The organism is Knoellia aerolata DSM 18566, assembly GCF_000768695.1.
Lineage (GTDB): Bacteria > Actinomycetota > Actinomycetes > Actinomycetales > Dermatophilaceae > Knoellia > Knoellia aerolata.
Window position 1 is genome coordinate 80105 of sequence record NZ_AVPL01000004.1, and the last position, 22413, is coordinate 102517.

Here is a 22413-nt window from a genome sequence, read left to right on the forward strand (position 1 = left end):
GCGCCGTGCTCCAGGAGATCAGGATCCAGGACCTCGGGATCATCGACGAGTCGCTCATCGAGTTCGGCCCGGGCCTCACCGTGCTCACCGGCGAGACCGGTGCCGGCAAGACGATGGTCGTGACGAGTCTCGGCCTGCTCCTCGGGGCGCGGTCCGACTCCGGGCTCGTGCGCGAGGGAGCCGACCGCGCGGTCGTCGAGGGGGTCTTCGACGTCCCCGTCGACCACCCGGCGACCCTGCGAGCCACCGAGGCCGGGGGGGACGTCGACGGTGCGCTCGTGCTCGTCCGCACCGTCAGCGGCGAGGGTCGGTCCCGGGCGCACGTCGGCGGCCGCAGTGCCCCGGTGGGTGTCCTCGGCGAGCTCGGGGAGCACCTCGTCGCGGTCCACGGGCAGGCCGACCAGTGGCGGCTGCGCCGCCCCGACGAGCACCGGGAGCTGCTGGACGCCTTCGGTGCCGAGACCGTGTCGGCGGCGCGGACGGCATACGCCAGCGCGTATGCCGCCCACGCGACCGCCGTGGCCACGCTCGAGACCCTGCGTGCCGCGGCCCGCGAACGGGCCCAGGAGCTGGACCTGCTCCGCCGCGGCCTCGAGCGTATCGAGGCCGCCGCGCCGCAGGCCGGCGAGGACGCCGCGCTCCGCGTGGAGGACGAGCGCCTCGCCCACGCCGAGGAGCTGCGGCAGGGCTCGTCCGAGGCGCAGCTGCTGCTCGCCGGCGGTGACGACGCCTCCGGCGACGCCGACGACGGGATCATCGGCGCCCTGGCGCGGGCTCGGGCGGCGCTCGGCCAGGTGAGCGCGAACGACCCGGCCCTGGCCGACCTCGAGCGACGCCTCACCGAGGTGGCCCACCTCGTGAACGACCTCGCCTCGGACCTCTCGGGCTACGTCGCCGACGTCGACCTCGACCCCGGTCGGCTGACCTGGGTCCAGCAGCGGCGAGCGGAGCTGAGCGAGCTGACCCGCAGCTACGGCGACACCGTCGACGACGTCATCGCGTGGGGGCTCACCGCGTCCCGACGCGTCCTCGAGCTCGAGGGCGACGACGGCCGCATCGCCGACCTCGAGCGGGACGTGACGAGGCTCGACGAGGAGCGCACCCGGCTGGCGGGGGACCTCGGCGAGGCCCGGCGGGCCGCCGCCTCCCGGCTGGGGGAGCGCATCGGCGACGAGCTCGCGCACCTCGCGATGGGGTCGGCGCGGGTCGTCGTCGCCGTGACTCCGGCCGCCCGGCTCGGTCCCCACGGCGGCGACGACGTGGAGATCGGGCTGGCCGCCAACGTCGGCAGCGCGCCACGCAGCGTGAGCAAGGTGGCCTCCGGTGGTGAGCTGTCGCGGGTGATGCTCGCCATCGAGGTCGCCACCGCACAGGCCACCGGGTCGGTGCCGACGTTCGTCTTCGACGAGGTCGACTCCGGGGTCGGTGGCCGGGCCGCGCTCGACGTCGGGGCCCGGCTGGCAGCCCTCGCGTCGTCGGCGCAGGTCATCGTCGTCACCCACCTGGCCCAGGTGGCAGCGCACGCCGACCACCACCTCGTGGTCTCGAAGTCCGACGACGGCCACGTGACGCGCAGTGGCGTGCGCCGGGTGACCGGCGAGGACCGCGTCACCGAGCTCGCCCGGATGATGGCCGGGTCGGTGAGCGAGGCCGCCCTCGAGCACGCGCGGGACCTGCTCTCGGACCTCGGTCGCAGCATCGACGCCTGAGCGGCCGCGCCGTGCGCGAGCCCACCCGCCGAGCGTGGCACGATGTGCGGGATGCCCTTCACGACCCGCATGCGCCGCGAACGTGACCCCGGCCCTGCCGGTGTCCACGGACCCGCACGCGTCGACCCGCGCACCAAGGACCTCACCAAGCGTCTCAAGCCGGGCGACATCGCGGTGATCAACCACATCGACATCGACAAGGTCAGCGCCGAGGCGCTCGTGGCCTGCCGCCCCTCGGCGGTCGTCAACGCGGCCGCCTCCATCTCCGGGCGCTACCCCAACCTCGGCCCCGAGATCATCCTCGCCGCCGGCATCCCCCTGCTCGACTCGGTGGGCGAGGGCGTCATGGCCGTGGCCGAGGGCACCGTGGTCCGGCTCGAGGGCGACGACCTCCTCGCCGGCGACACGGTCGTGGCCAGCGGCGCCGCCCTGGACGCCGCGTCGGTGACGGACTCGATGAGCGAGGCCCGGGCCGGGCTCAACGACCAGCTCGAGGCGTTCGCGGCGAACACCATGGAGTACCTCAAGCAGGAGCGCGCGCTGCTCCTCGACGGCGTCGGCGTCCCCGACATCAGGACCGACCTCGACGGGCGCCACGTCCTCATCGTCGTGCGTGGGTACCACTACAAGGAGGACCTGCAGATGCTGCGGTCCTACATCCGCGAGTTCAAGCCGATCCTCATCGGGGTCGACGGGGGAGCCGACGCCATCGTCGATGCCCGGCACAAGCCGGACCTCATCGTCGGGGACATGGACTCCGTCTCCGACGCGACGCTGCGGTGCGGCGCGGAGGTCGTCGTCCACGCCTACCGCGACGGTCGCGCGCCCGGGCTCGAACGGGTGCGCGCACTCGGCGTCGAGCCGGTCGTCTTCCCCGCGACGGGGACGAGCGAGGACGTCGCGATGCTCCTCGCCGACGACAAGGGGGCGACCCTCATCGTCGCGGTCGGCACCCACGCCACCCTCGTGGAGTTCCTCGACAAGGGCCGCTCCGGCATGGCGAGCACCTTCCTCACCCGGCTCCGGGTCGGCGGCAAGCTCGTCGATGCCAAGGGCGTGAGCCGGCTCTACCGCTCGCGGATCTCCGGCTCGTGGCTGGCCCTCATGGTCCTCGTCGGCCTGCTCGCCCTGGCCGCCGCCCTCTGGGCCACTCCGGGGGGCAAGGTCTTCCTCCAGGTGATCGGCGCCCGCCTCGACGTTCTCTGGTCCGCCCTCGGAGGAATCTTCACGTGATCGACTTCCGCTACCACCTCGTCTCGATCGTCTCGATCTTCATGGCGCTGGCCGTGGGGATCGTCCTCGGCGCCGGCCCGCTCAAGGGATCGATCGGCGACACGCTCACGCAGGAGGTCACCCAGCTGCGGGAGGACCGGGCCGCCCTGCGCACCGAGCTCGACGCCGCCCGCAAGGGCTCGACGGCCCGCGACGACTTCGCCCGCGACGCCGCGACCCGGCTCGTCGGGGGCACGCTCACCGGCACCACGGTCGCCGTCGTCGTCCTGCCGCGCGCGGATGCCGACCACGTGAGCGAGGTCGAGGAGCTCCTCGCGACGGCGGGCGCACAGGTCGTGTCGCGCACGACGATCGAGGAGTCCTGGGTGCCGCAGGGCGCGGACGCCACGACGAAGCAGAGCACGCTCGCGACCGACCTGCGCCGCTCGCTGGGCCTTCCCCCGGCAGCGGAGTCCGACTCGACCCCGCTGGACGAGGTGCTCGCCGACGTCCTCGTCGACACCGGCGCCGCGGAGGCCAGTGACGCGGCCAAGGCCGCGCTCGACTCGCTCGCGGGCGAGCAGCTCATCGACGTCGAGACGGCCGACCTCGCGCGGGCCACCACGGCCGTCGTCATCGGCGGTCCGGTCCAGGGCGACGTCGTCGCGGACCGCGACCGTGCCGCCACCCGCCTCGCCTCCCTCTCCTTGGCCCTCGACGCCGGCGGCCGAGGAGCGGTCCTCGCGTCCGACGTGGGAGTCTCCGGGTTCGAGGGCGTGTCCTCGGTCGTGCGGGCCGCTCGCGGCGACGCGGGCACATCGCGTGCGCTCTCCACCGTCGACGACGTGAGCCTGCCCCTGGGCCAGGTCAGCGTGGTCTACGCCCTCGTCCAGCAGCTCGGCGGAGGCGTCGGACAGTACGGCCTCGGTGACGGCGTGTCCGCCGGCTACCCGCCGATCCCGGCGCCGTGAGCCGGCGTCCGCTCGCGGCGGCCCTCGTCGCCGGCGCCGTCGCCGTCGCGGGCATGGCGCTGCGGCACCGGCTCCCGGCCACGACGCTCGCCCGCTGGGACCGCACCAACCACGCCGGCTCGACAGTGACGCTGCTCGAAGGGCCCGTGTACGCGGTCGCGGCCGCCCTCGGTGGTGCCGCCGGCGGCCGCCCGGTCCTGCCCGGGCTCGCCGTGAGCCTGGGGGTCGGTGCCTTCGGCGCCCTCGACGACCTGGCCGGCGACGCGACGAGCAAGGGCCTCAAGGGCCACCTCGGTGCCCTGACGCGCGGCGAGGTCACCACCGGCGCCGTCAAGATCATCGGTCTCGGCGCGAGCGGCCTCGTCGGGGCCGCGCTGGCCGACCGGGTGACCGGCCGGGGCCCCGTCGCCACCCTCGTCGGCGGTGCCGCGATCGCGGGCGCCGCCAACGTCGCCAACCTCCTCGACCTGCGCCCCGGGCGCACCCTCAAGGCCGTCGCCCTCACCGCCGCGCCCCTGCTCGTGCCCCCGTCGGCGGGTGGCGCCGCCACCGCGGCGGCTGCCCTCGGGGCCGCGGCGGGCACCGCCCGGGGAGACCTGCGCGGCGACTCGATGCTCGGCGACACCGGGGCCAACACCGCCGGCGCCCTCATCGGGCTCGCCCTCGTCGAACGCCTGGGCGTGCGGGGACGGCTCGTCGTGCTCGGCGTCAGCGCCGCCCTCACCGTCCTCTCGGAGCGGGTCTCGTTCAGCGCGGTCATCGAGGACACCCCGCCGCTGCGCCGTCTCGACCGCTGGGGTCGCCCGTGACCGGCCGCGCCGTCGGGCAGTCCGTGGCCCGGGCCGCCGTCGTCGTCGCGGTCGCCACGCTCCTCGCCCGCCTCGCGGGGTTCCTGCGGACCCTCGTCTTCTCCCACAGCGTGGGCACCAGCCCGGTCGGTGACGCCTACCAGACGGTCAACACCCTGCCCAACGTCGTCTACGAGGTCGCCGCCGGCGGTGCCCTGGCCGCGATCGCCGTTCCGCTGGTCGCGGGCCGTCTCGGTGCCGGTCACCGGGAGGACTCCGACCGCAGCGCCTCCGCCCTGCTCACGTGGGCCGTGGTCATCCTCGTGCCCCTCGCCGCCGTCGTCTTCGTCGCGGCGCCGTGGCTCAGCGAGCTGCTCCTCGACGACACCACGCGGCCCGGCAGCGTCGACCTCGGCACCGTGATGCTGCGGATCTTCGCGCCACAGGTGGCGCTCTACGGCATCGGTGTCGTCCTCGCCGGTGTCCTGCAGGCGCACCGGCGCTTCCTCGCCGCGGCCCTGGCACCCCTGCTCTCGAGCCTCGTCGTCATGGGCGCCTACGTGGCCTACGGGCGGCTCGTCGACGGACCGGTCGGTGCCGACGACGTCGGCGACGCAGCCGTCTGGGTCCTCGCCGGCGGCACCACGCTCGGCGTCGTCGTCCTCAGCCTGCCGCTTCTCGTCCCGGCGTTGCGGACGGGGATCCGGCTGCGCCCCACCCTGACGTTCCCGGGAGGCCTCGGCAGCCGCGCCTCCCAGCTCGCCGGCGCCGGCGTCCTCGCCCTCGCCGCGCAGCAGGTCACCGTCGCCCTGACGCTGTGGCTCACCCATGCGCCTCGCACGCTCGACACCGGCGTCGTCAACGCCTACGCCTACATCCAGGCCGTCTACCTGCTCCCGTATGCCGTCCTCGCGGTCCCGGTGGCGACCGCGGCCTTCCCGGCGCTCGCCCACGCGGAGGGCGCGAGCGAGGAGGCGCCGGGGGAGTCGGGCGCCCCCGGGACGCTGGCACGCAGCCTGCGCGCGATCATCCTGCTCACGTCCGGCGCAGCCGCGGCGCTCATCACCGTGGCCCGGCCCGTCGGGGACTTCTTCCTCGCCTGGGACAAGGGGAGCGCCGGCGCCGGCCGCGAGGCGCTCAGTGCCCTCCCGGGTGGTCTGGCGGCCTACGCGCCGGGGCTCGTCGGTTTCAGCGTCGCGGCGCTGCTGACCCGGGCGCTCTACGTGCGCGGCCGACCCCTCCACGGGGCGCTCGCCGTGGCCGTCGGATGGCTGCTGGCCGGCCTCCTGCCCCTGGCGTGGGTCCCCGACGGGTCCGACGCCGGGACGACCCTGGGTGTCCTCGGCATCTCGTCGACCTTCGGCATGACGACGTCGGCCGTGGTTCTCGGGGTCCTCGTGCGCCGGGAGTGGGGCTCCGGGGCCCTCGCGGGCAGCGGCCGGACGATCGGTGCCGCCGTCGTCGCCGCCGCCGTGGCGATCGCCGTCGGTGACTCGGTCGCCCGGGTCATCGACGCGCCGGGCGTGCTCGGGGCCCTCTTCACCGGCGTCGTCGTCGGCGGGCTCACCATGGTCGTCCACGTCCTCGTCATGTCCCTGGCCGACCGCTCCCTGGTGCAGGAGCTGCGGGAACGCGGTCGCCGCCGCCGGAAGGAGCGCACACCGTGAGGGTCGCCCTCGTCATGGGGACGAGCGCCGGGGGCACCGGGCGTCACGTCCACGACCTCGCCTCCGGCCTCGTCGGCTCGGGCCACGACGTCGTCGTCCTCGCACCCGCCGGCGAGCTCGACCAGTTCGCCTTCGGCGCGACGGGCGCCGGCACGGTCGAGCTCACCGTCTCCGACCGGCCGCACCCGACCCGGGACGCGCGTGCCCTGGCGACCCTGCGCGACGTGCTCCGCGGCGCGGACGTCGTCCACGCGCACGGCGCGCGCGTCGGTGCCCTGTCCGCGGTGGCCGTCCTCGGCAGCAGGACGCCGCTCGTCGTCACCCTCCACAACGCGTCGCCCGGCCGAGGTGTCGCCGGCCGCATCCACGCGGTGCTCGAGCGCGTCGTCGCCCGGGGTTCCGACCTCGTGCTCGGCGTGTCCGCCGACATCGTCGACGTGCAACGGGGGCTGGGCGCGAGCCGTGCGGAGCTCGCGGTGATCGCGGCCCCGCCGCCCGCACCGGCGACCCGGGACCGCTTCGCCGTGCGCCAGTCCCTCGGGATCGGCAGTCGCACCATGCTGCTCGTCACCGTCGCCCGACTCGCGCCCCAGAAGGACCTCGACCTCCTCGTCGACGCCGTCGCGGAGATGCTCGGCCGGCACGACATCGACGTGCTCGCCGCCGTCGCCGGCGACGGCCCCGACCGGGACCGGCTGCAGCAGCGCATCGACGCGGCCGGGGTGCCGGTGCGCCTCCTCGGCCACCGCACCGACGTGGCCGACCTCATCGCCGCGGCCGATGCGGTGGTGTCGACCGCGCGGTGGGAGGGCCAGCCGGTCGGGCTCCAGGAGGCCCTGCACGCCGGAGCCGCCATCGTCGCCACGGACGCCGGCGGCACCGGTGCCGTCGTCGGTGACGCCGCCATCCTCGTCCCCGTCGGCGACGTCGCGTCGATGGCCCGAGCGCTCGCCGACGTGCTCCTTCACGGCGCGGTGCGCGACGACCTGCGCTCTCGCGCCATCTCGCGCGGAGGTGAGCTCCCGACGAGTGCGGACGCGCTCGACGCCGCGCTCACGGCATACGAGTCCGTCCTGTGACCCGCCGGGACACTCCGCGACCGGGACCGGACGGGTCACGGTGGGTCGCCGCAGGGGCGGCCCGGTCCATGACGTATCGTTGAAGCCCGTGGTGGCCCAGACGAAACAGATCTTCGTGACCGGAGGCGTTGCCTCTTCGCTCGGCAAGGGCCTCACGGCATCCAGCCTCGGATTCCTGCTCCGCTCGCGCGGCCTGCGAGTGACGATGCAGAAGCTCGACCCCTACCTCAACGTGGACCCCGGGACGATGAACCCGTTCCAGCACGGGGAGGTGTTCGTCACCGACGACGGGTCCGAGACCGACCTCGACGTGGGGCACTACGAGCGCTTCCTCGACCGGAACCTCATCGGCAAGGCCAACGTCACGACCGGTCAGGTCTACAACAAGGTCATCGCCAAGGAGCGGCGCGGTGAGTACCTCGGCGACACCGTCCAGGTCATCCCGCACATCACCAACGAGATCAAGGACCGGATGCGGGCCCAGGCGGCCGGCGCCCCCGACGTCGACGACCGCGAGGCGCCGGACCTCATCATCACCGAGATCGGTGGGACCGTCGGCGACATCGAGAGCCTGCCCTTCCTCGAGGCCGCCCGCCAGGTGCGTCACGACCTCGGCCGCGACAACGTCTTCTTCCTCCACGTCTCGCTCGTGCCCTACCTCGCGCCGAGCGGCGAGCTGAAGACCAAGCCGACCCAGCACTCGGTCGCGGCCCTGCGCCAGGTCGGCATCCAGCCCGACGCCCTCGTGCTGCGGGCGGACCGCGAGATCCCCGACGGGATCAAGCGCAAGATCTCGCTCATGTGCGACGTCGACACCGAGGGCGTGGCCGCCTGCGTGGACGCGCCGAGCATCTACGACATCCCCAAGGTCCTGCACCGCGAGGGTCTCGACGCCTACGTCATCCGCCGGCTCGGCCTGACGTTCCGTGACGTCGACTGGAGCGACTGGGACCGGCTGCTCGAGCGGGTCCACAACCCCGAGCACCGGGTGGAGGTCGCCCTCGTCGGCAAGTACGTCGACCTGCCCGACGCCTACCTGTCCGTGACCGAGGCCCTGCGCGCCGGGGGCTTCCACCACGACGCCAAGGTGGCGATCCGCTGGGTGGCCAGCGACGAGTGCCAGACCCCCTCCGGGGCCCAGAAGGCCCTGGGAGGGGTCGACGCCGTGCTCGTGCCCGGCGGGTTCGGGGTCCGCGGCATCGAGGGCAAGCTCGGCGCCCTGACGTGGTCGCGGGAACACCGCGTGCCGACCCTGGGCATCTGCCTCGGCCTGCAGTGCATGGTCATCGAGTACGCCCGCAACGTCGCCGGCATCGAGGGCGCGAGCTCGACCGAGTTCGACCCGGAGACACCGGCTCCCGTCGTCGCGACGATGGAGGAGCAGAAGGCGTTCGTCGACGGCGCGGGCGACCTCGGTGGCACGATGCGCCTGGGCTCGCAGCGCGCCGACCTCGTCGCCGGCTCGGTCGTGGCGACCGTCTACGGCGCGACGAGCGCCGACGAGCGGCACCGTCACCGCTACGAGGTCAACGAGGCGTACCGCCAGCAGCTCGTCGACGCCGGTCTGCGGATCTCCGGCACGCACCCCGAGCTGGGGCTCGTCGAGTTCGTCGAGCTCGCCCCCGAGGACCACCCGTACTACGTGGCGACGCAGGCGCACCCGGAGTTCAAGTCGCGCCCGACGCGCGCGCACCCCCTCTTCGCCGGCCTCGTCGGTGCGGCGATCGAGGAGCAGCGCGCGGCCCGGCTCGTCGAGGTGGAACGTCCCAAGGTGGCCGTCGAGGTCGACGCCCCGTGACCGCGGGGCGGCTGGCCGACGAGTTCGACCCCCAGCCCGTCCGGAGCACCGAGGTCGTCCATCACGGCCGTGTGTGGGACGTCGTGCGCGACGAGGTGGACCTCGGTGACGCCGGCAGGCACGTGCGCGAGTACGTGCGCCACCCCGGCGCGGTGGCCGTCCTGGCCATCGACGACGACCGCCGCATCTGCCTCATCCAGCAGTACCGCCACCCCATCCGCACCCGCGACTGGGAGGCGCCCGCCGGGCTCCTCGACGTGCCCGGCGAGCCGCCCTGGGAGGCGGCCGCCCGCGAGCTGCACGAGGAGGCCGACCTCGTCGCCGGGCGCTTCGACGTCCTGCTCGACCTCCGCCCCTCACCCGGTGGCCTCGACGAGGCGATCCGCGTCTACCTCGCCCGCGACGTGACCTCGGTCGCCGACGACGACCGTCACGTCCGCGAGGCGGAGGAGCACGGTATGCCGTGTGTCTGGGTCGCGCTCGACGAGGCGGTGGCCGCGGTGCTCGAGGGCCGGGTCCAGAACGGGATCGTCGCCGCGTCGGTCCTCGCCGCCCACGTGGCGCAGGAGCGGGGCTGGAGCACGCTGCGACCGCACGACGCCCCGTGGCCCCAGGGCCCCGACGGCGCCCAGCGGACGTGATCGTGGCGCCCGACCCCGGCCGCTGCCCGTGCGGCGGCGTGCCGGACGGGGCCGCGCTCGCCGCCTGCTGCGGCCCGTTCCTCGCCGGTGAGGCCTGGCCCCCGACACCGGAGGCGTTGATGCGGTCGCGCTACACGGCATACGCCCTGGGGGAGCGCGACCACCTCTTCCGCACGTGGCACCCCGCCACGCGGCCCCGGGACGTCGAGGTGGACGGGTCACTCGTCTGGGCCGGCCTGGACGTCCTCTCCGCCGACGGTGACGAGGTGGAGGGCACCGTGGTGTTCGCGGCGCACTGGACCTCCGGCGAGGGCCGGCTCCGGCAGCGGGGCGCGGTCCGCGAACGGAGCACCTTCACCCGGCGGGCCGGACGCTGGATGTACCGCGACGGTCGGGACGTCACGGCCTGAGCCGGTCCGATCCGACTGCCCTGCCGACGGCGCGCCCCAGCGTCCGCAACCCTGGTCGGGAAGCCGACCACCTCTGCGGACGCAGGCGACGGGGCGCGCCGCAGCGTCCGCAACCCTGGTCGGGAAGCCGACCACCTCTGCGGACGCAAGCGGCAAATGCGGTTCGTGCGGCGAGGAGGCGACTCCGTAGGATGACGGGGTTCATCCACCCCCGTCCCGAAGGACCACCTGTGCTCCGCACCCATGAGGCCGGCACCCTGCGCGCCGACCACACCGAAGAGACCGTCACGCTCACCGGTTGGGTGGCCAGGCGTCGCGATCACGGTGGAGTGGCCTTCATCGACCTGCGGGACGCCAGCGGCGTCGTCCAGGTCGTCGCCCGCGACGAGGTCCTCACCGGTGCCGCGCACGACCTGCGTGCCGAGTTCTGCATCAAGGTGACCGGCGCCGTCGTCGCCCGCACCGCGTCCAACGTCAACGCCGACCTGCCGACCGGGGAGGTCGAGGTGGTCGCGACGGCCATCGACGTCCTCGCGCCGAGCGCACCGCTGCCGTTCCAGATCGACGAGCGCGTCACCGTGGGCGAGGAGGCCCGCCTCAAGCACCGCTACCTCGACCTGCGCCGTCCGGGGGCGTCCTCGGCGGGCGCCGCGCTGCGGCTGCGCTCCAAGGTCAACGCGGCCGCCCGTCGGGTCCTCGGCGACCGCGACTTCGTCGAGATCGAGACCCCGACCCTGACGCGGTCCACCCCCGAGGGCGCGCGCGACTTCCTCGTGCCGGCCCGCCTGGCGCCCGGCTCCTGGTACGCGCTGCCGCAGAGCCCGCAGCTGTTCAAGCAGCTGCTCATGGTCGCCGGCATGGAGCGCTACTACCAGATCGCCCGCTGCTACCGCGACGAGGACTTCCGCGCGGACCGCCAACCCGAGTTCACCCAGCTCGACGTCGAGATGTCGTTCGTCGAGCAGGCCGACGTGCTCGAGCTCGGCGAGGCGATCATCGACGAGGTCTGGAAGCTCATCGGGGTCGACCTCACGACGCCGTTCGAGCAGATGACCTACGCCGACGCGATGAAGCGCTTCGGGTCCGACAAGCCCGACCTGCGCTTTAGCAACGAGCTCGTCGAGTGCACCGACTACTTCGCGAACACCCCGTTCCGGGTCTTCCAGGCCGACTACGTCGGTGCCGTCGTCATGCCCGGGGGCGCCGGCCAGCCGCGCAAGCAGCTCGACGCCTGGCAGGACTGGGCCCGGAGCCGCGGCGCCAAGGGCCTGGCCTACGTGCTGGTCAACGAAGACGCGGACGGGGCCGTCGAGCTCTCGGGACCGGTGGCCAAGAACCTGTCCGACGAGGAGAAGGCCGGCCTCGCGGCCCACGTCGGCGCCAGGCCCGGCGACTGTGTCTTCTTCGCCGCCGGCCCGGTGAAGTCGTCGCGGGCCCTGCTCGGTGCCGCGCGGCTCGAGATCGGCAAGCGCTGCGACCTCATCGACGAGGACGCGTGGTCGTTCGTCTGGGTGCTGGACGCGCCGCTGTTCGAGCCCACGTCGGAGGCGCTCGCCGCCGGTGACGTCGCCGTCGGTGGGGGAGCGTGGACGGCGGTGCACCACGCGTTCACCTCGCCCAAGGCCGAGTTCATGGACAGCTTCGACACCGACCCAGGTCCGGCGCTGGCCTACGCCTACGACCTGGTCTGCAACGGCAACGAGATCGGCGGCGGCTCGATCCGTATCCACCGCCGTGACGTGCAGGAGCGCGTCTTCGCCGTCATGGGCCTGTCCGAGGAGGAGGCGCAGGAGAAGTTCGGCTTCCTCCTCGACGCCTTCCAGTTCGGCGCGCCCCCGCACGGTGGCATCGCCTTCGGCTGGGACCGCATCGTCTCGCTCCTCGCCGGGACCGAGTCGATCCGCGACGTCATCGCCTTCCCCAAGTCCGGCGGGGGATACGACCCCCTCACCGCGGCGCCCGCGCCGATCACGGCGGAGCAGCGCAAGGAAGCCGGCGTCGACGCCACGCCGGAGCAGCCGGGCCAGCTCGAGCCGCCCGTCGCGCAGCGGGCCTGAGATGACCCACGCGGCCGTGCTCGAGACCGCCGACGACCGGCCGCTGCTCGCGGCGCGGCCGGTCCGGGTGCTGCTGTGGGACGCCGACGGAGTGCTCCAGCACCCGCGCCACGAGTGGGCGCCGAGGCTGGCCGCGTGGGGCGGGGACGGTTTCGCCGCGGCGCTGTTCGCCGCGGAGGTGCCGGCCCTGCGGGGCGAGGTGCCGTTCCGCGACGCCCTGGCGGACCTGCTCACCGCGTGGCCCGACGTCACCGCGGGGGTCGACGACCTGCTCACCCTGTGGGAGCAGGTCGACCCCGACCCGCAGGCCGTCGACCTCGTGGCGGAGGTCGCCGCCTCCGGGGTCCGGTGCGTCCTCGCGACCAACCAGCAGGACCACCGCAAGGCCTACCTGCGACGACGCTTCGGCTACGACGACGTCTTCGAGCGGTCCTTCTACTCGTGCGACCTGGGCGCGATGAAGCCCGAGACGGCCTACTTCGAGCGGGTGCTCGAGGCGCTGGGCATCGACGCGGACGACGTCGGGTTCGTCGACGACAGGCGGGACAACGTCGTCACCGCCAGGGAGCTCGGCATCCGCGCGGTCCACCACGACCCGGAGTCGGGAGTCGCCGGGCTCCGCTCGGCGCTGGGGTGGCCGGCATGAGCGACGACCTCACCGTGAACCCGACCTCGGACGCGGTGCACCGTGCCGTGCAGCGCTACGCCGAGCTGCATCCCGAGATCCGCCAAGTCGCCGACCAGTTCGTCGCCATGGTCACCGGGATGCTCGACGACGCCGGCATCAACTACGTCAGCGTCACCGGACGCGCCAAGAGCGTGGCCTCGTTCGCCGGCAAGGCCGCCCGGGCCGTCGACGGCGTGCCGATCTACACCGACCCGCTCGACGAGATCACCGACCAGATCGGCGTGCGCGTCGTCACCTATCTCCAGGGCGACGTCGCCGCCGTGGCCGAGCTGCTGGCAGGGGAGCTCAGCGTGCTCGACGACCGCGACCTCGGGCAGGAGACGGCACTGGAGGGTCGCTTCGGCTACGCCAGCCGGCACCTCCTCGTCACCCTGGCCGACGAGGACGTCGACGCGGCATACGCCCACCTCCGCGGCCGGTCGGCCTCGGTGCAGGTGCGCACGATCCTCCAGCACGCCTGGGCCGAGTTCGAGCACGACGTGCGCTACAAGGGCTCGGTTCCGGCAGCCGACGTCTCCGACCTCGACCGCAGGTTCACCCTCGCCGCCGGCCTGCTCGAGCTCGCCGACCGCGAGTTCACCGCCATCCGCGACCGGCTCCAGGCCGGCGTCTCGGAGCAGGACCTCGAGACCGTCGACGACGACCCGCGCATCAGCGGTCCGGACCTCGCCGCGTTCCTCTCCGCCCACTTCCAGGACGCCGGCTGGTCGCGCACCGACCACTACTCGTGGATCTCGGGCCTGCTGCTCGAGCTCGGCATCACCTCACTCGACGAGCTGGCCGGCCTCCTCGGGTCCATCGACGTCGAGGGCATCGACGAACGCATGGGCTACCGCTATCCCGCAGGCGCGGTGCGACGCCTCGACGACGTGCTGCTCGCGGTGTTCGGTCCCCGCTACATCGGGCTGCACAGCAACAGTCACCGCGTCGAGTCGCTCACGGCGCGCCTCGAGAAGGTGCGCCCCTCCCAGGGCTGAACCCCCGGCTTCCCGGCTGAACCGGGATGCCGCGCTCCTCAGCGGGTGAGGAAGGCCACGAGGGCGTCGTTGAACTCCTGTGCGTGGCTGACGTTGATGCCGTGCGGTCCCGACTCCACGACGACGAGCTCGCTGCCCGGGATGGCGTCGTGGGTGCGCTGGCCCGACACCTCAAGAGGCACGATGGCGTCGCTGTCACCGTGGATGACGAGGGTCGGCACGGTGATCGACGCGACGTCCTCGGTGAAGTCCTCGAGCCAGGACCCGATGCACGCCACGGCGGCATCGAGGTCCGCCTGCGCGGCGAGGCGCAGCGCGGCCTGCCGCTGCCCCTCCGTGATCCTGAGCTCGCCAGCGGCGCTGAAGAAGTTCGTCATGAACTCCTCGAGGAAGGCCTCGCGGTCCTCCCGCAGGCCCTGCTGCATGCCCTCGGCGTCGGAGCGGGGCAGGCCACCGTCGGGGTTGTCGTCGCTCCGGAGCAGCCACGGGGGGATCGCGGCAGCGAACACGACACTGCTCACCCGGTCCTGGCCGTGGGTCCCGAGGTAGCGGGCGACCTCGCCGCCGCCCATCGAGAAGCCCACGAGCGAGACGTCACGCAGGTCGAGGTCGTCGAGGAGCGCCGCGAGGTCGGCCGTGAGGGCGTCGTAGTCGTAGCGACCGTCGGGTGCCGGGTCGGAGTCGCCGAATCCGCGACGGTCGTAGGTGATGACGCGCAGGCCGGCGGCGGTGAGCGCGGGCACGGCGTCGGCCCACGACGCGCCGCTGAGCGGCCAGCCGTGGATGAGGACGACGGGGCGCCCGTCGCCGCCGGTGTCCTCGTGGTGCACGGCGACGGTCGAGATGTCGGACATGGGTTCACCCTTCGACGATCGGTGGTCGTCACTCACCCTACGCAGCGCGGCCCCACGGCGGGCGGGAAGGCTGACCCGCCGCGGCGGTTAGGCTGCTTCGGTGCCAGCCGGTGACGACCTCTTCGCGTCCACGGACGGGGGCGGGGGCTCTCTGCTCCCGCCGCTGGCCGTCCGCATGCGCCCGGCCTCGATCGACGAGGTGCGCGGCCAGGGCGACATCCTCCGGCCCGGCAGCCCGCTCCGGCGCCTCATCGAGGGCTCGGGTGGCACGGCCGGCCCGCTCAGCGCGATCCTCTGGGGTCCACCGGGCACCGGCAAGACCACCCTCGCCCACCTGGTCGCGACCGCCTCCGAGCGGGAGTTCGTCGAGCTCTCCGCCGTCACCGCGGGTGTCAAGGACGTCCGTGCTGTCATGGAGGCGGCGGCGCGCAGTCGCGACCTCTACGACCGGCAGACCGTCCTCTTCCTCGACGAGATCCACCGCTTCACCAAGGCGCAGCAGGACGCGCTGCTCCCGGGCGTCGAGACCCGCCAGGTCATCCTCGTCGCCGCGACGACCGAGAACCCGTCGTTCGCCGTCATCGCCCCGCTGCTCTCCCGCTCGATGCTCATCACGCTCACCTCGCTCGACGACGGGCAGGTCGGCGACGTCCTCGACTCCGCGGTGAGCGACGCACGAGGTCTGGACGCGGCATACGCGCTGTCGGGCGACGCCCGCGAGCACCTCGTGCGGGTCGCGGGAGGGGACGCCCGCCGGGCCCTCACCTCGCTCGAGGCGGCCGCGGGGGTGGCGCTCGACGACGCCCCGGCCGGGCGCGGCGGTGACGAGCCGCTGACCATCACGCTGGCGCACGCCGAGCAGGCGGTGGCGCAGGCCATGGTCCGCTACGACAAGACCGGGGACCAGCACTACGACGTGGCGTCGGCGTTCATCAAGTCGATGCGCGGCTCCGACGTCGACGCCGCGCTGCACTACCTCGCCCGCCAGCTCGAGGCCGGCGAGGACCCGCGGTTCATCGCCCGCCGGATCGTCATCGCCGCGAGCGAGGACGTCGGGATGGGTGACCCCACGGCGCTGCAGACGGCGGTCGCGGCGATGCACGCGGTCGCGCAGATCGGCATGCCGGAGGCGCGGATCATCCTCGCGCAGGCCGTCGTCCACAACGCCCTCGCACCCAAGAGCAACGCGGCGTATGCCGGGATCAACGCCGCCATCGCCGACATCCGTGCCGGACGTGGGGGAGCGGTGCCACCCCACCTGCGCGGGAGCGGGTATGCCGGTGCGTCCCGTCTCGGGCACGGCGCCGGCTACGTCTACTCGCACGACGAGAGCGACGGGGTGGCCCGGCAGCAGTACCTCCCGGACGACCTGCACGGGAGCGCCGACTACTACCAGCCGACCGACCGCGGTTTCGAGGCCCGGTTGCAGGAGCGCTGGACCTGGCTCAAGGACCGCCTCGGGCGCGGCTGACCCCAGCTCTTGCTCCCCATGCGGCAAGGGTGGGGGTCCGGAGGCTTCGGAAGCGTCCGGACCCCCACGCTTCCCTCCGCTGGCAGGGCCCGAGGAACGCGGCGGCGTCGGCGGAGGTGCGCCACGTAGGATTCACCGGTGCCCCCACGCGGGCCCGACGCACTCGACCCGATGCCTTTTTCAACCTCAGGACTGACGACATGGAAACCGCTGAGATCCGGCGCCGCTGGCTGGCCTTCTTCGAGAAGAACGGCCACACGGTGGTGCCCTCCGCGCCGCTCATCCACGACGACCCCAACCTGCTGTTCGTCAACGCGGGCATGGTGCCGTTCAAGCCGTACTTCTCCGGCCAGGAGACCCCGCAGTGGGAGCGAGCCACGAGCGTGCAGAAGTGCGTCCGCACCGGTGACATCGAGGAGGTCGGCAAGACCTCGCGCCACGGCACGTTCTTCCAGATGAACGGCAACTTCTCCTTCGGCGACTACTTCAAGAAGGACGCGATCCGGTTCGCCTGGGATCTGCTCACCCGCTCGCAGGACGACGGCGGCTACGGCCTCGACCCCGACCGCCTCTGGGCGACCGTCTACGAGGACGACGACGAGGCCGAGCGGCTCTGGGCCGAGTACACGAGCATCCCGCTCGAGCGCATCGTGCGCCGCGGCAAGCTCGACAACTACTGGCACATGGGAGTTCCGGGCCCCGGCGGCCCCTGCAGCGAGATCTTCTACGACCGCGGCGAGGAGTACGGCCGCGAGGGCGGACCCGCCGTCGACGAGGACCGCTACATGGAGATCTGGAACCTCGTCTTCATGCAGGAGGAGCTGTCCGAGGTCCGCGCCAAGGACGACTTCGTCATCGCCGGCCCGTTGCCGGCGAAGAGCATCGACACCGGCATGGGCCTGGAGCGCATCGCCTCGGTCCTCCAGGGCGTCGACAACCTCTACGAGATCGACGAGGTCTACCCCGTCCTCGCCCGGGCGGCCGAGATGACTGGCAAGTCCTACGGTGCGCACTCCGGCCACTCCGCCGAGCAGTCCCACCCGGACGACGTCCGGCTCCGCGTCGTGGCCGACCACGTCCGGTCCTCGCTCATGCTCATCGGTGACGGGGTCACGCCCGGCAACGAGGGTCGCGGCTACGTCCTGCGTCGCATGCTGCGCCGCGCGGTGCGCTCGATGCGGCTCCTCGGCTACGACGACCCGGCGCTGCCGCACCTGCTGCCGATCTCGATGGAGCGGATGAAGCAGTCCTACCCCGAGCTGGAGTCGGGCTTCGACCGGATCAGCCAGATCGCGTATGCCGAGGAGGAGGCCTTCCGTCGCACCCTCGCCTCAGGCACGACGATCCTCGACACCGCGGTCGCGCGCACGAAGGAGTCCGGTGGCACGACGCTCGCGGGCGACCAGGCGTTCCAGCTCCACGACACCTACGGCTTCCCGATCGACCTCACCCTCGAGATGGCGGAGGAGCAGGGACTCTCCGTCGACCGCGATGGCTTCACCCGGCTCATGCAGGAGCAGCGCAACCGGGCCAAGGCCGACGCCAAGTCGAAGAAGTCCGGTCACGCCAACACCGAGGTGTGGAAGGCGATGCGCGCCGCCGGCGAGACCGACTTCCGGGCGTGGCAGGAGCTGACGAGCGAGGCGAAGGTCATCGGCCTCGTCATCGACGGCGAGCGCGTCGAGGAGATCGAGCCGGGCCAGCGCGGTCAGGTCGTCCTCGACCGCACCCCGTTCTACGCCGAGTCCGGTGGCCAGATCGCCGACGAGGGCATCATCACCGCCGACGGCGTGCACCTCAAGGTCGTCGACGTCCAGCGACCGGTCAAGGGGCTCATCGCCCACACCGTCGAGGTCGTCCACGGACCGCTGCGCTCCGGCGTGCCCGTGCTCGCCGAGGTCGACCCGGAATGGAGGTTGTCGGCGTGCCAGGCCCACTCCGGCACCCACGTCGTCCACGCCGCGCTCCGCCAGGTGCTGGGCCCGTCGGCCCTGCAGTCCGGGTCCTACAACAAGCCCGGCTACCTCCGACTCGACTTCGCGTGGGGACAGGCGCTCTCGCCCGAGACCCGCAGCGAGATCGAGGAGGTCGCCAACCTCGCCGTGCGCCGGGACCTCCCGGTGTCGGCACAGTGGATGTCGCTCGAGCAGGCCCGCGAGGCAGGAGCGCTCGCGCTCTTCGGTGAGACCTACGGCGAGGCCGTGCGCGTCGTCGAGATCGGCGGCCCCTGGTCGCGCGAGCTCTGCGGCGGCACCCACGTCGGGCACTCCAGCCAGGTCGGTGCGATCACGATGACCGGCGAGTTCTCCGTCGGCTCCGGCGTCCGCCGCCTCGAGGCGTTCGTCGGCATGGACGCCCTGCGCCACCTCGCCCGGGAGCGGGCGATCGTCGCCGAGCTCTCCGGCATCGTCGGAGCCCAGCCCGGTGAGCTCACCGACCGCGTCGCGGCCATGGTCACCCGGCTCAAGGACGCAGAGCGCGAGCTCGAGAAGACCCGCAAGCAGGCCGTGCTCGCCGCGGCCGGTTCGCTCACCGACTCGGTCAAGGACGTCGGCGGGGTGCGCTTCGTCGGCCACGACGCCGGCGGCGACGCCGGCGCGGACGACGTGCGCGCCATGGTGCTCGACGCCCGCCACCGCCTCGGTGAGGCCACTGCCTCCGTCGTCGCCGTTACCGGTGGCGCGAAGGGCCGGCCCGTGGTCGTCATCGCGACCAACCAGGCGGCCCGCGACAAGGGGATCAAGGCAGGGGAGCTCGTCCGCATCGCCGCCCAGACCCTCGGTGGTGGTGGCGGCGGCAAGGACGACATCGCCCAGGGCGGCGGCCAGGACCTCTCCCGGACCGCCGAGGCGATCAACGCCGTCGAGTGGCGCGTGGGAGAGCTGGCCGGTTGAGCGTCCGCCCCGGGGTTCGGGTGGGGGTCGATGTCGGCACGGTGCGTGTCGGCGTGGCCATCAGCGACCCCGCGGGGATCCTCGCGACGCCGCACGAGACGCTGGCGCGACGGTGGCCGGACGGCCACCCGGACACCGACGACGTGAGCGAGGTCGTCGCCCTGTGCACCGAGCGTGGCGCCGTCGAGGTCGTCGTGGGCCTGCCACGCACCCTCGCGGGGGCCGAGGGCGCCGCTGCGCAGGCTGCCCGCACGTATGCTGCGGAGTTGGCCCGCCGGATCGCACCCGTGGGCGTCCGTCTCGTCGACGAACGCCTCACGAGTGTGGACGCTCACCGGGCACTGCGCGAGAGTGGAGTGTCCGGGCGGCGACAGCGAGCCGTGGTCGACCAGGCCGCGGCGGTGCTGATCCTCCAGGCCGCTCTGGACGAGGAACGCAGTGCGGGTCGCCCACCGGGCGAGCCGGTCATCCACAAACGGCGCAGGCCGAAGATGAAGGACGGGCCACGGTGAGCCACGAACACCTCGAGACGACTCTCTTCGGGGAGCCCGAGCACCACGAGCCGCGCCGACGGCGGCGCCCGCGGCAGAAGCGCAGCAAAGGCCGCAGCGTGCTGGTCCTCATCGTGGCCCTCGTCCTCGTCGGTGCCGCCACGGCCACTGCCTTCACCCTGCTGCGCCCCGTCGTCGCGTCGATCCTCGGCGACGGCGACAGCGGGGCCGAGGACTTCCCCGGCCCGGGCGACGAGGAGGTGACCGTGACGGTCAAGCAGGGCGACACGGGTGAGTCGATCGCCACCGCCCTCAAGTCCGCCGGCGTCGTCAAGACGCGTACGGCCTACCTCGACGCCTCCGCCGCCGACCCGCAGGGCAGCGCGCAGATCCAGCCCGGCACGTACACGCTGAAGAAGGGCATGAAGGCGATCGACGCGTTCACCGCGCTGGTCGACCCCGCCAACCGCAGCGTCGCGCGTCAGACGATCCCCGAGGGGCTGTGGGTCAGCGAGATCATCCAGCGCCTCAGCAAGGCCACGGGAGTGCCCGTCGCGGACTACCAGGCCGCGCTCAAGGACCCCGCAGCGCTGGGCCTGCCCGCGGAGGCCGGCGGCCGCCCCTCGAGCTACGAGTTCGACAAGAACACTCCGGCCGCGGCCCAGCTCAAGCAGATGGTCGCGCTGACCCTCTCCGAGCTCAAGAAGGCCGGCGTCCAGCCCAAGGACTACACCCGGATCCTCACCGTCGCCTCGATCATCGAGGGCGAGGTCAACGGTGACGCCGACCGCGCCAAGGTCGCGCGGGTCATCGAGAACCGTCTCGCCGACCCCAACGGTCCGACCGTGGGGCTGCTCCAGATGGACTCGACCGTCCACTACATCGAGCAGAAGCGCGGCCGCGCCGGGACCTCCGACGCGGCGCGTGCCTCGAACAGCCCGTACAACACCTACCGGGTCAAGGGGCTGCCTCCCGGCCCCATCAACAACCCGGGCGCCGCCTCCATCGAGGCCGCGGCCAAGCCCGCCGACGGGCCGTGGTTCTTCTTCGTCGCCGTCAACCCCGACACCGGGGAGACGAAGTTCGCCGCGACCCAGGCCGAGCACGACCGCAACGTCCAGGAGTTCAACGCGTGGTGCTCGCAGAACAAGGACAAGTGCTGAGGGCGGCCGTCCTCGGGTCGCCGGTCGCGCACTCGCTCTCTCCTCTCCTGCACACGACGGCGTATGCCGCGCTCGGACTCACCGACTGGACCTACACGCGTCGTGAGGTGACCGCCGACGAGCTGGCAGGGGTCGTGGCCGGGCTCGACGAGTCGTGGCGGGGACTCAGCCTGACGATGCCGCTCAAGGAGGCCGCGTTCGACGTCGCCGCGACCGTGTCCGACGTCGCCCGCGACGCGGGCGCGGTCAACACCCTCGTGCGCAGGACGGACGGGGGGTGGGACGGACACAACACCGACGTCGCCGGCCTCGCCGGCGCGCTGGACGCAGCGCTCGACGCAGCGCTCGCCGTCGACGGGCACGACGACCGTGCCACCCTGCTGGGCTCGGGCGCCACGAGCCGTTCGGCCGCCCTGGCGCTCGTCGACCTGGGCGTGCGCGAGGTCCGCGTCGCGGCCCGCAACACCGAGGCCGCGGCTGCCGTCGTCGCTCTGTTCGAGTCGCACGGTGTCGCGGCCGGGCACGTCCCGCTGGAGCACTGGGTGCGCGAGCCGGGACGCCTCGTCGTCTCGACGCTCCCGCCGTCGGCCAGCACCGCCGTCGGTGCGCTGCTCGAGCACGACCGGACCGACCTCGGTGGTGTGACCCTGCTCGACGTCGTCTACGCCGAGTGGCCGACGCCGTTGGCGCGTGCCGCGCAGGCCCACGGCGCCGACGTCGTCTCCGGATTGGAGATGCTCGTCCGCCAGGCGGCGCTCCAGGTCGAGCTCTTCACCGGCCGCGCGGCCCCGCTCGAGGCGATGGCCGAGGCCGCGCGCCGCGAGGTGGGTGCCTGATGGACTCACGGCTCGTGACGTCCCTGCTGGTCGTCGCCCTCGTGGTCGGCGCCGTCGTCGTCGGTCGTCTCACGGCCCGTGAGCTGGCCACCGGCGGCTACCGCATCCGCGAGGACGAGGCGTCCCACGCGACGCCCCCGTCGTGGTGGGTCGCCCCCCTGCTCGCGGCCCTCGCCCTCGTCGCCGCGTTCTCGGTCGGCGACACGGCGGCGTATGCCGCGCTGCCGGCATACCTGCTGTTCGCCTGGCTCACGGTGTGCCTCGTCTGGATCGACATCGACGTGCACCGGCTCCCGGTCGGGCTCACCCGGCCGGCGCTGCCGGCGTTCGCGCTGCTCCTGCTGCCGCCGACGATCGCGACGGGGGAGTGGGGCCGGCTGCTGACCGCCGTGGTCTGCGGCGCGGTCCTCATGGCCTGCTACCTCGTCGTCGCGTTCCTGCCCGGCGGGGGGTTCGGTGGCGGCGACATCCAGCTCGCACCGACCATCGGGCTGCTGCTCGGCTGGTTCTCCGTCGGGCACGTCGTCGTGGGGACCATGGCCGCGTTCCTCCTCGGGGGCGTCGGAGCCGCGGTGCTCCTCGTCACCGGGCGAGCCGGACGGAAGACCGCGATGGCCTTCGGCCCGTTCATGTGCGCGGGCCTGTTCGTCGCGCTCGCGGTCACCGAGCCCTTCTACGACGGGTTCCTCGGCCGCTGACGGCTAGCG

General features: G+C 73.2%; 19 protein-coding genes. 18 read left to right on the forward strand and 1 reads right to left on the reverse strand.

Annotated features, from left to right (window positions below):
- Positions 1-5: 5 nt before the first annotated feature.
- The 12 genes from recN to N801_RS03300 all read left to right on the forward strand — a co-directional run bounded on the left by recN (position 6) and on the right by N801_RS03300 (position 13997).
- Positions 6-1709: a DNA repair protein RecN gene (gene recN, locus N801_RS03245; protein ID WP_035932753.1), complete on the forward strand. Its 1704-nt coding sequence runs from the start codon at positions 6-8 to the stop codon at positions 1707-1709.
- Between the two features lie 51 nt (positions 1710-1760).
- On the forward strand, positions 1761-2942 hold the full coding sequence (steA, locus tag N801_RS03250; protein WP_035932755.1) for a putative cytokinetic ring protein SteA: 1182 nt from the start codon (positions 1761-1763) through the stop codon (positions 2940-2942).
- A complete protein-coding gene (locus N801_RS03255; RefSeq protein ID WP_052112543.1) occupies positions 2939-3892 on the forward strand; it encodes a copper transporter in 954 nt (317 codons plus the stop codon). Before steA ends, N801_RS03255 begins: the two co-directional genes overlap by 4 nt.
- The gene (locus tag N801_RS20535; protein WP_035932757.1) at positions 3889-4701 is read left to right on the forward strand and encodes a hypothetical protein; all 813 of its coding nucleotides are present in this window, start codon (positions 3889-3891) and stop codon (positions 4699-4701) included. Before N801_RS03255 ends, N801_RS20535 begins: the two co-directional genes overlap by 4 nt.
- Entirely contained in the window at positions 4698-6347 is a 1650-nt protein-coding gene (murJ, locus tag N801_RS03265; protein ID WP_035932759.1) for a murein biosynthesis integral membrane protein MurJ, read from the forward strand. The genes N801_RS20535 and murJ overlap by 4 nt, the downstream gene beginning before the upstream one ends.
- Positions 6344-7426 (forward strand): glycosyltransferase family 4 protein, encoded by a 1083-nt coding sequence (locus N801_RS03270; protein ID WP_035932760.1) that lies wholly within the window; start codon positions 6344-6346, stop codon positions 7424-7426. The genes murJ and N801_RS03270 overlap by 4 nt, the downstream gene beginning before the upstream one ends.
- Positions 7427-7514: 88 nt before the next feature.
- On the forward strand, positions 7515-9224 hold the full coding sequence (gene pyrG / locus N801_RS03275; protein WP_156996435.1) for a CTP synthase: 1710 nt from the start codon (positions 7515-7517) through the stop codon (positions 9222-9224).
- A complete protein-coding gene (locus N801_RS03280) occupies positions 9221-9865 on the forward strand; it encodes an NUDIX domain-containing protein (RefSeq protein ID WP_035932763.1) in 645 nt (214 codons plus the stop codon). The genes pyrG and N801_RS03280 overlap by 4 nt, the downstream gene beginning before the upstream one ends.
- A 2-nt stretch (positions 9866-9867) precedes the next feature.
- Positions 9868-10275: a YchJ family protein gene (locus N801_RS03285; protein WP_052112544.1), complete on the forward strand. Its 408-nt coding sequence runs from the start codon at positions 9868-9870 to the stop codon at positions 10273-10275.
- Between the two features lie 230 nt (positions 10276-10505).
- Positions 10506-12332, forward strand: a complete 1827-nt coding sequence (gene aspS, locus N801_RS03290) for an aspartate--tRNA ligase (protein ID WP_035932766.1) — start codon at positions 10506-10508, stop codon at positions 12330-12332.
- Position 12333: 1 nt separating this feature from the next.
- Positions 12334-12978 carry an HAD family hydrolase gene (locus tag N801_RS03295; RefSeq protein ID WP_052112545.1) on the forward strand — a complete coding sequence of 215 codons (645 nt, stop codon included), beginning with the start codon at positions 12334-12336 and terminating at the stop codon, positions 12976-12978.
- Positions 12975-13997, forward strand: coding sequence for a GTP pyrophosphokinase (locus tag N801_RS03300; protein ID WP_035932884.1), 1023 nt, complete (start codon positions 12975-12977; stop codon positions 13995-13997). The genes N801_RS03295 and N801_RS03300 overlap by 4 nt, the downstream gene beginning before the upstream one ends.
- Before the next feature lie 38 nt (positions 13998-14035).
- On the opposite strand, the gene N801_RS03305 is transcribed toward N801_RS03300, so the two are convergent.
- Positions 14036-14851, reverse strand: a complete 816-nt coding sequence (locus N801_RS03305; RefSeq protein ID WP_035932767.1) for an alpha/beta fold hydrolase — start codon at positions 14849-14851, stop codon at positions 14036-14038.
- A 100-nt stretch (positions 14852-14951) separates the two neighbouring features.
- Here N801_RS03305 and N801_RS03310 point away from each other — a divergent pair, with 100 nt between their 5' ends.
- From N801_RS03310 to N801_RS03335, 6 genes are all read left to right on the forward strand, one after another.
- Positions 14952-16322: a replication-associated recombination protein A gene (locus N801_RS03310; protein WP_035932769.1), complete on the forward strand. Its 1371-nt coding sequence runs from the start codon at positions 14952-14954 to the stop codon at positions 16320-16322.
- A 200-nt stretch (positions 16323-16522) separates the two neighbouring features.
- On the forward strand, positions 16523-19216 hold the full coding sequence (gene alaS, locus N801_RS03315; RefSeq protein WP_035932770.1) for an alanine--tRNA ligase: 2694 nt from the start codon (positions 16523-16525) through the stop codon (positions 19214-19216).
- A gap of 53 nt (positions 19217-19269) precedes the next feature.
- Complete coding sequence (ruvX, locus tag N801_RS03320) at positions 19270-19728, forward strand: Holliday junction resolvase RuvX (protein ID WP_245618186.1); 459 nt, start codon at positions 19270-19272, stop codon at positions 19726-19728.
- Positions 19725-20870 carry an endolytic transglycosylase MltG gene (gene mltG / locus N801_RS03325; RefSeq protein WP_052112546.1) on the forward strand — a complete coding sequence of 382 codons (1146 nt, stop codon included), beginning with the start codon at positions 19725-19727 and terminating at the stop codon, positions 20868-20870. Before ruvX ends, mltG begins: the two co-directional genes overlap by 4 nt.
- Positions 20864-21706, forward strand: a complete 843-nt coding sequence (locus N801_RS03330) for a shikimate dehydrogenase (protein WP_342666891.1) — start codon at positions 20864-20866, stop codon at positions 21704-21706. Before mltG ends, N801_RS03330 begins: the two co-directional genes overlap by 7 nt.
- Positions 21706-22404 (forward strand): prepilin peptidase, encoded by a 699-nt coding sequence (locus N801_RS03335; protein WP_052112547.1) that lies wholly within the window; start codon positions 21706-21708, stop codon positions 22402-22404. Before N801_RS03330 ends, N801_RS03335 begins: the two co-directional genes overlap by 1 nt.
- Positions 22405-22413 lie beyond the last annotated feature (9 nt).

Excerpts from the sequence above, each read along its gene's own strand:
- N801_RS03305 (WP_035932767.1), bottom strand. The coding sequence starts at position 14,851 with ATGTCCGACATCTCGACCGTCGCCGTGCACCACGAGGACACCGGCGGC.
- N801_RS03300 (WP_035932884.1), top strand. The coding sequence starts at position 12,975 with ATGAGCGACGACCTCACCGTGAACCCGACCTCGGACGCGGTGCACCGT.
- alaS (WP_035932770.1), top strand. The coding sequence starts at position 16,523 with ATGGAAACCGCTGAGATCCGGCGCCGCTGGCTGGCCTTCTTCGAGAAG.
- steA (WP_035932755.1), top strand. The coding sequence starts at position 1,761 with ATGCCCTTCACGACCCGCATGCGCCGCGAACGTGACCCCGGCCCTGCC.
- N801_RS03335 (WP_052112547.1), top strand. The coding sequence starts at position 21,706 with ATGGACTCACGGCTCGTGACGTCCCTGCTGGTCGTCGCCCTCGTGGTC.
- N801_RS03295 (WP_052112545.1), top strand. The coding sequence starts at position 12,334 with ATGACCCACGCGGCCGTGCTCGAGACCGCCGACGACCGGCCGCTGCTC.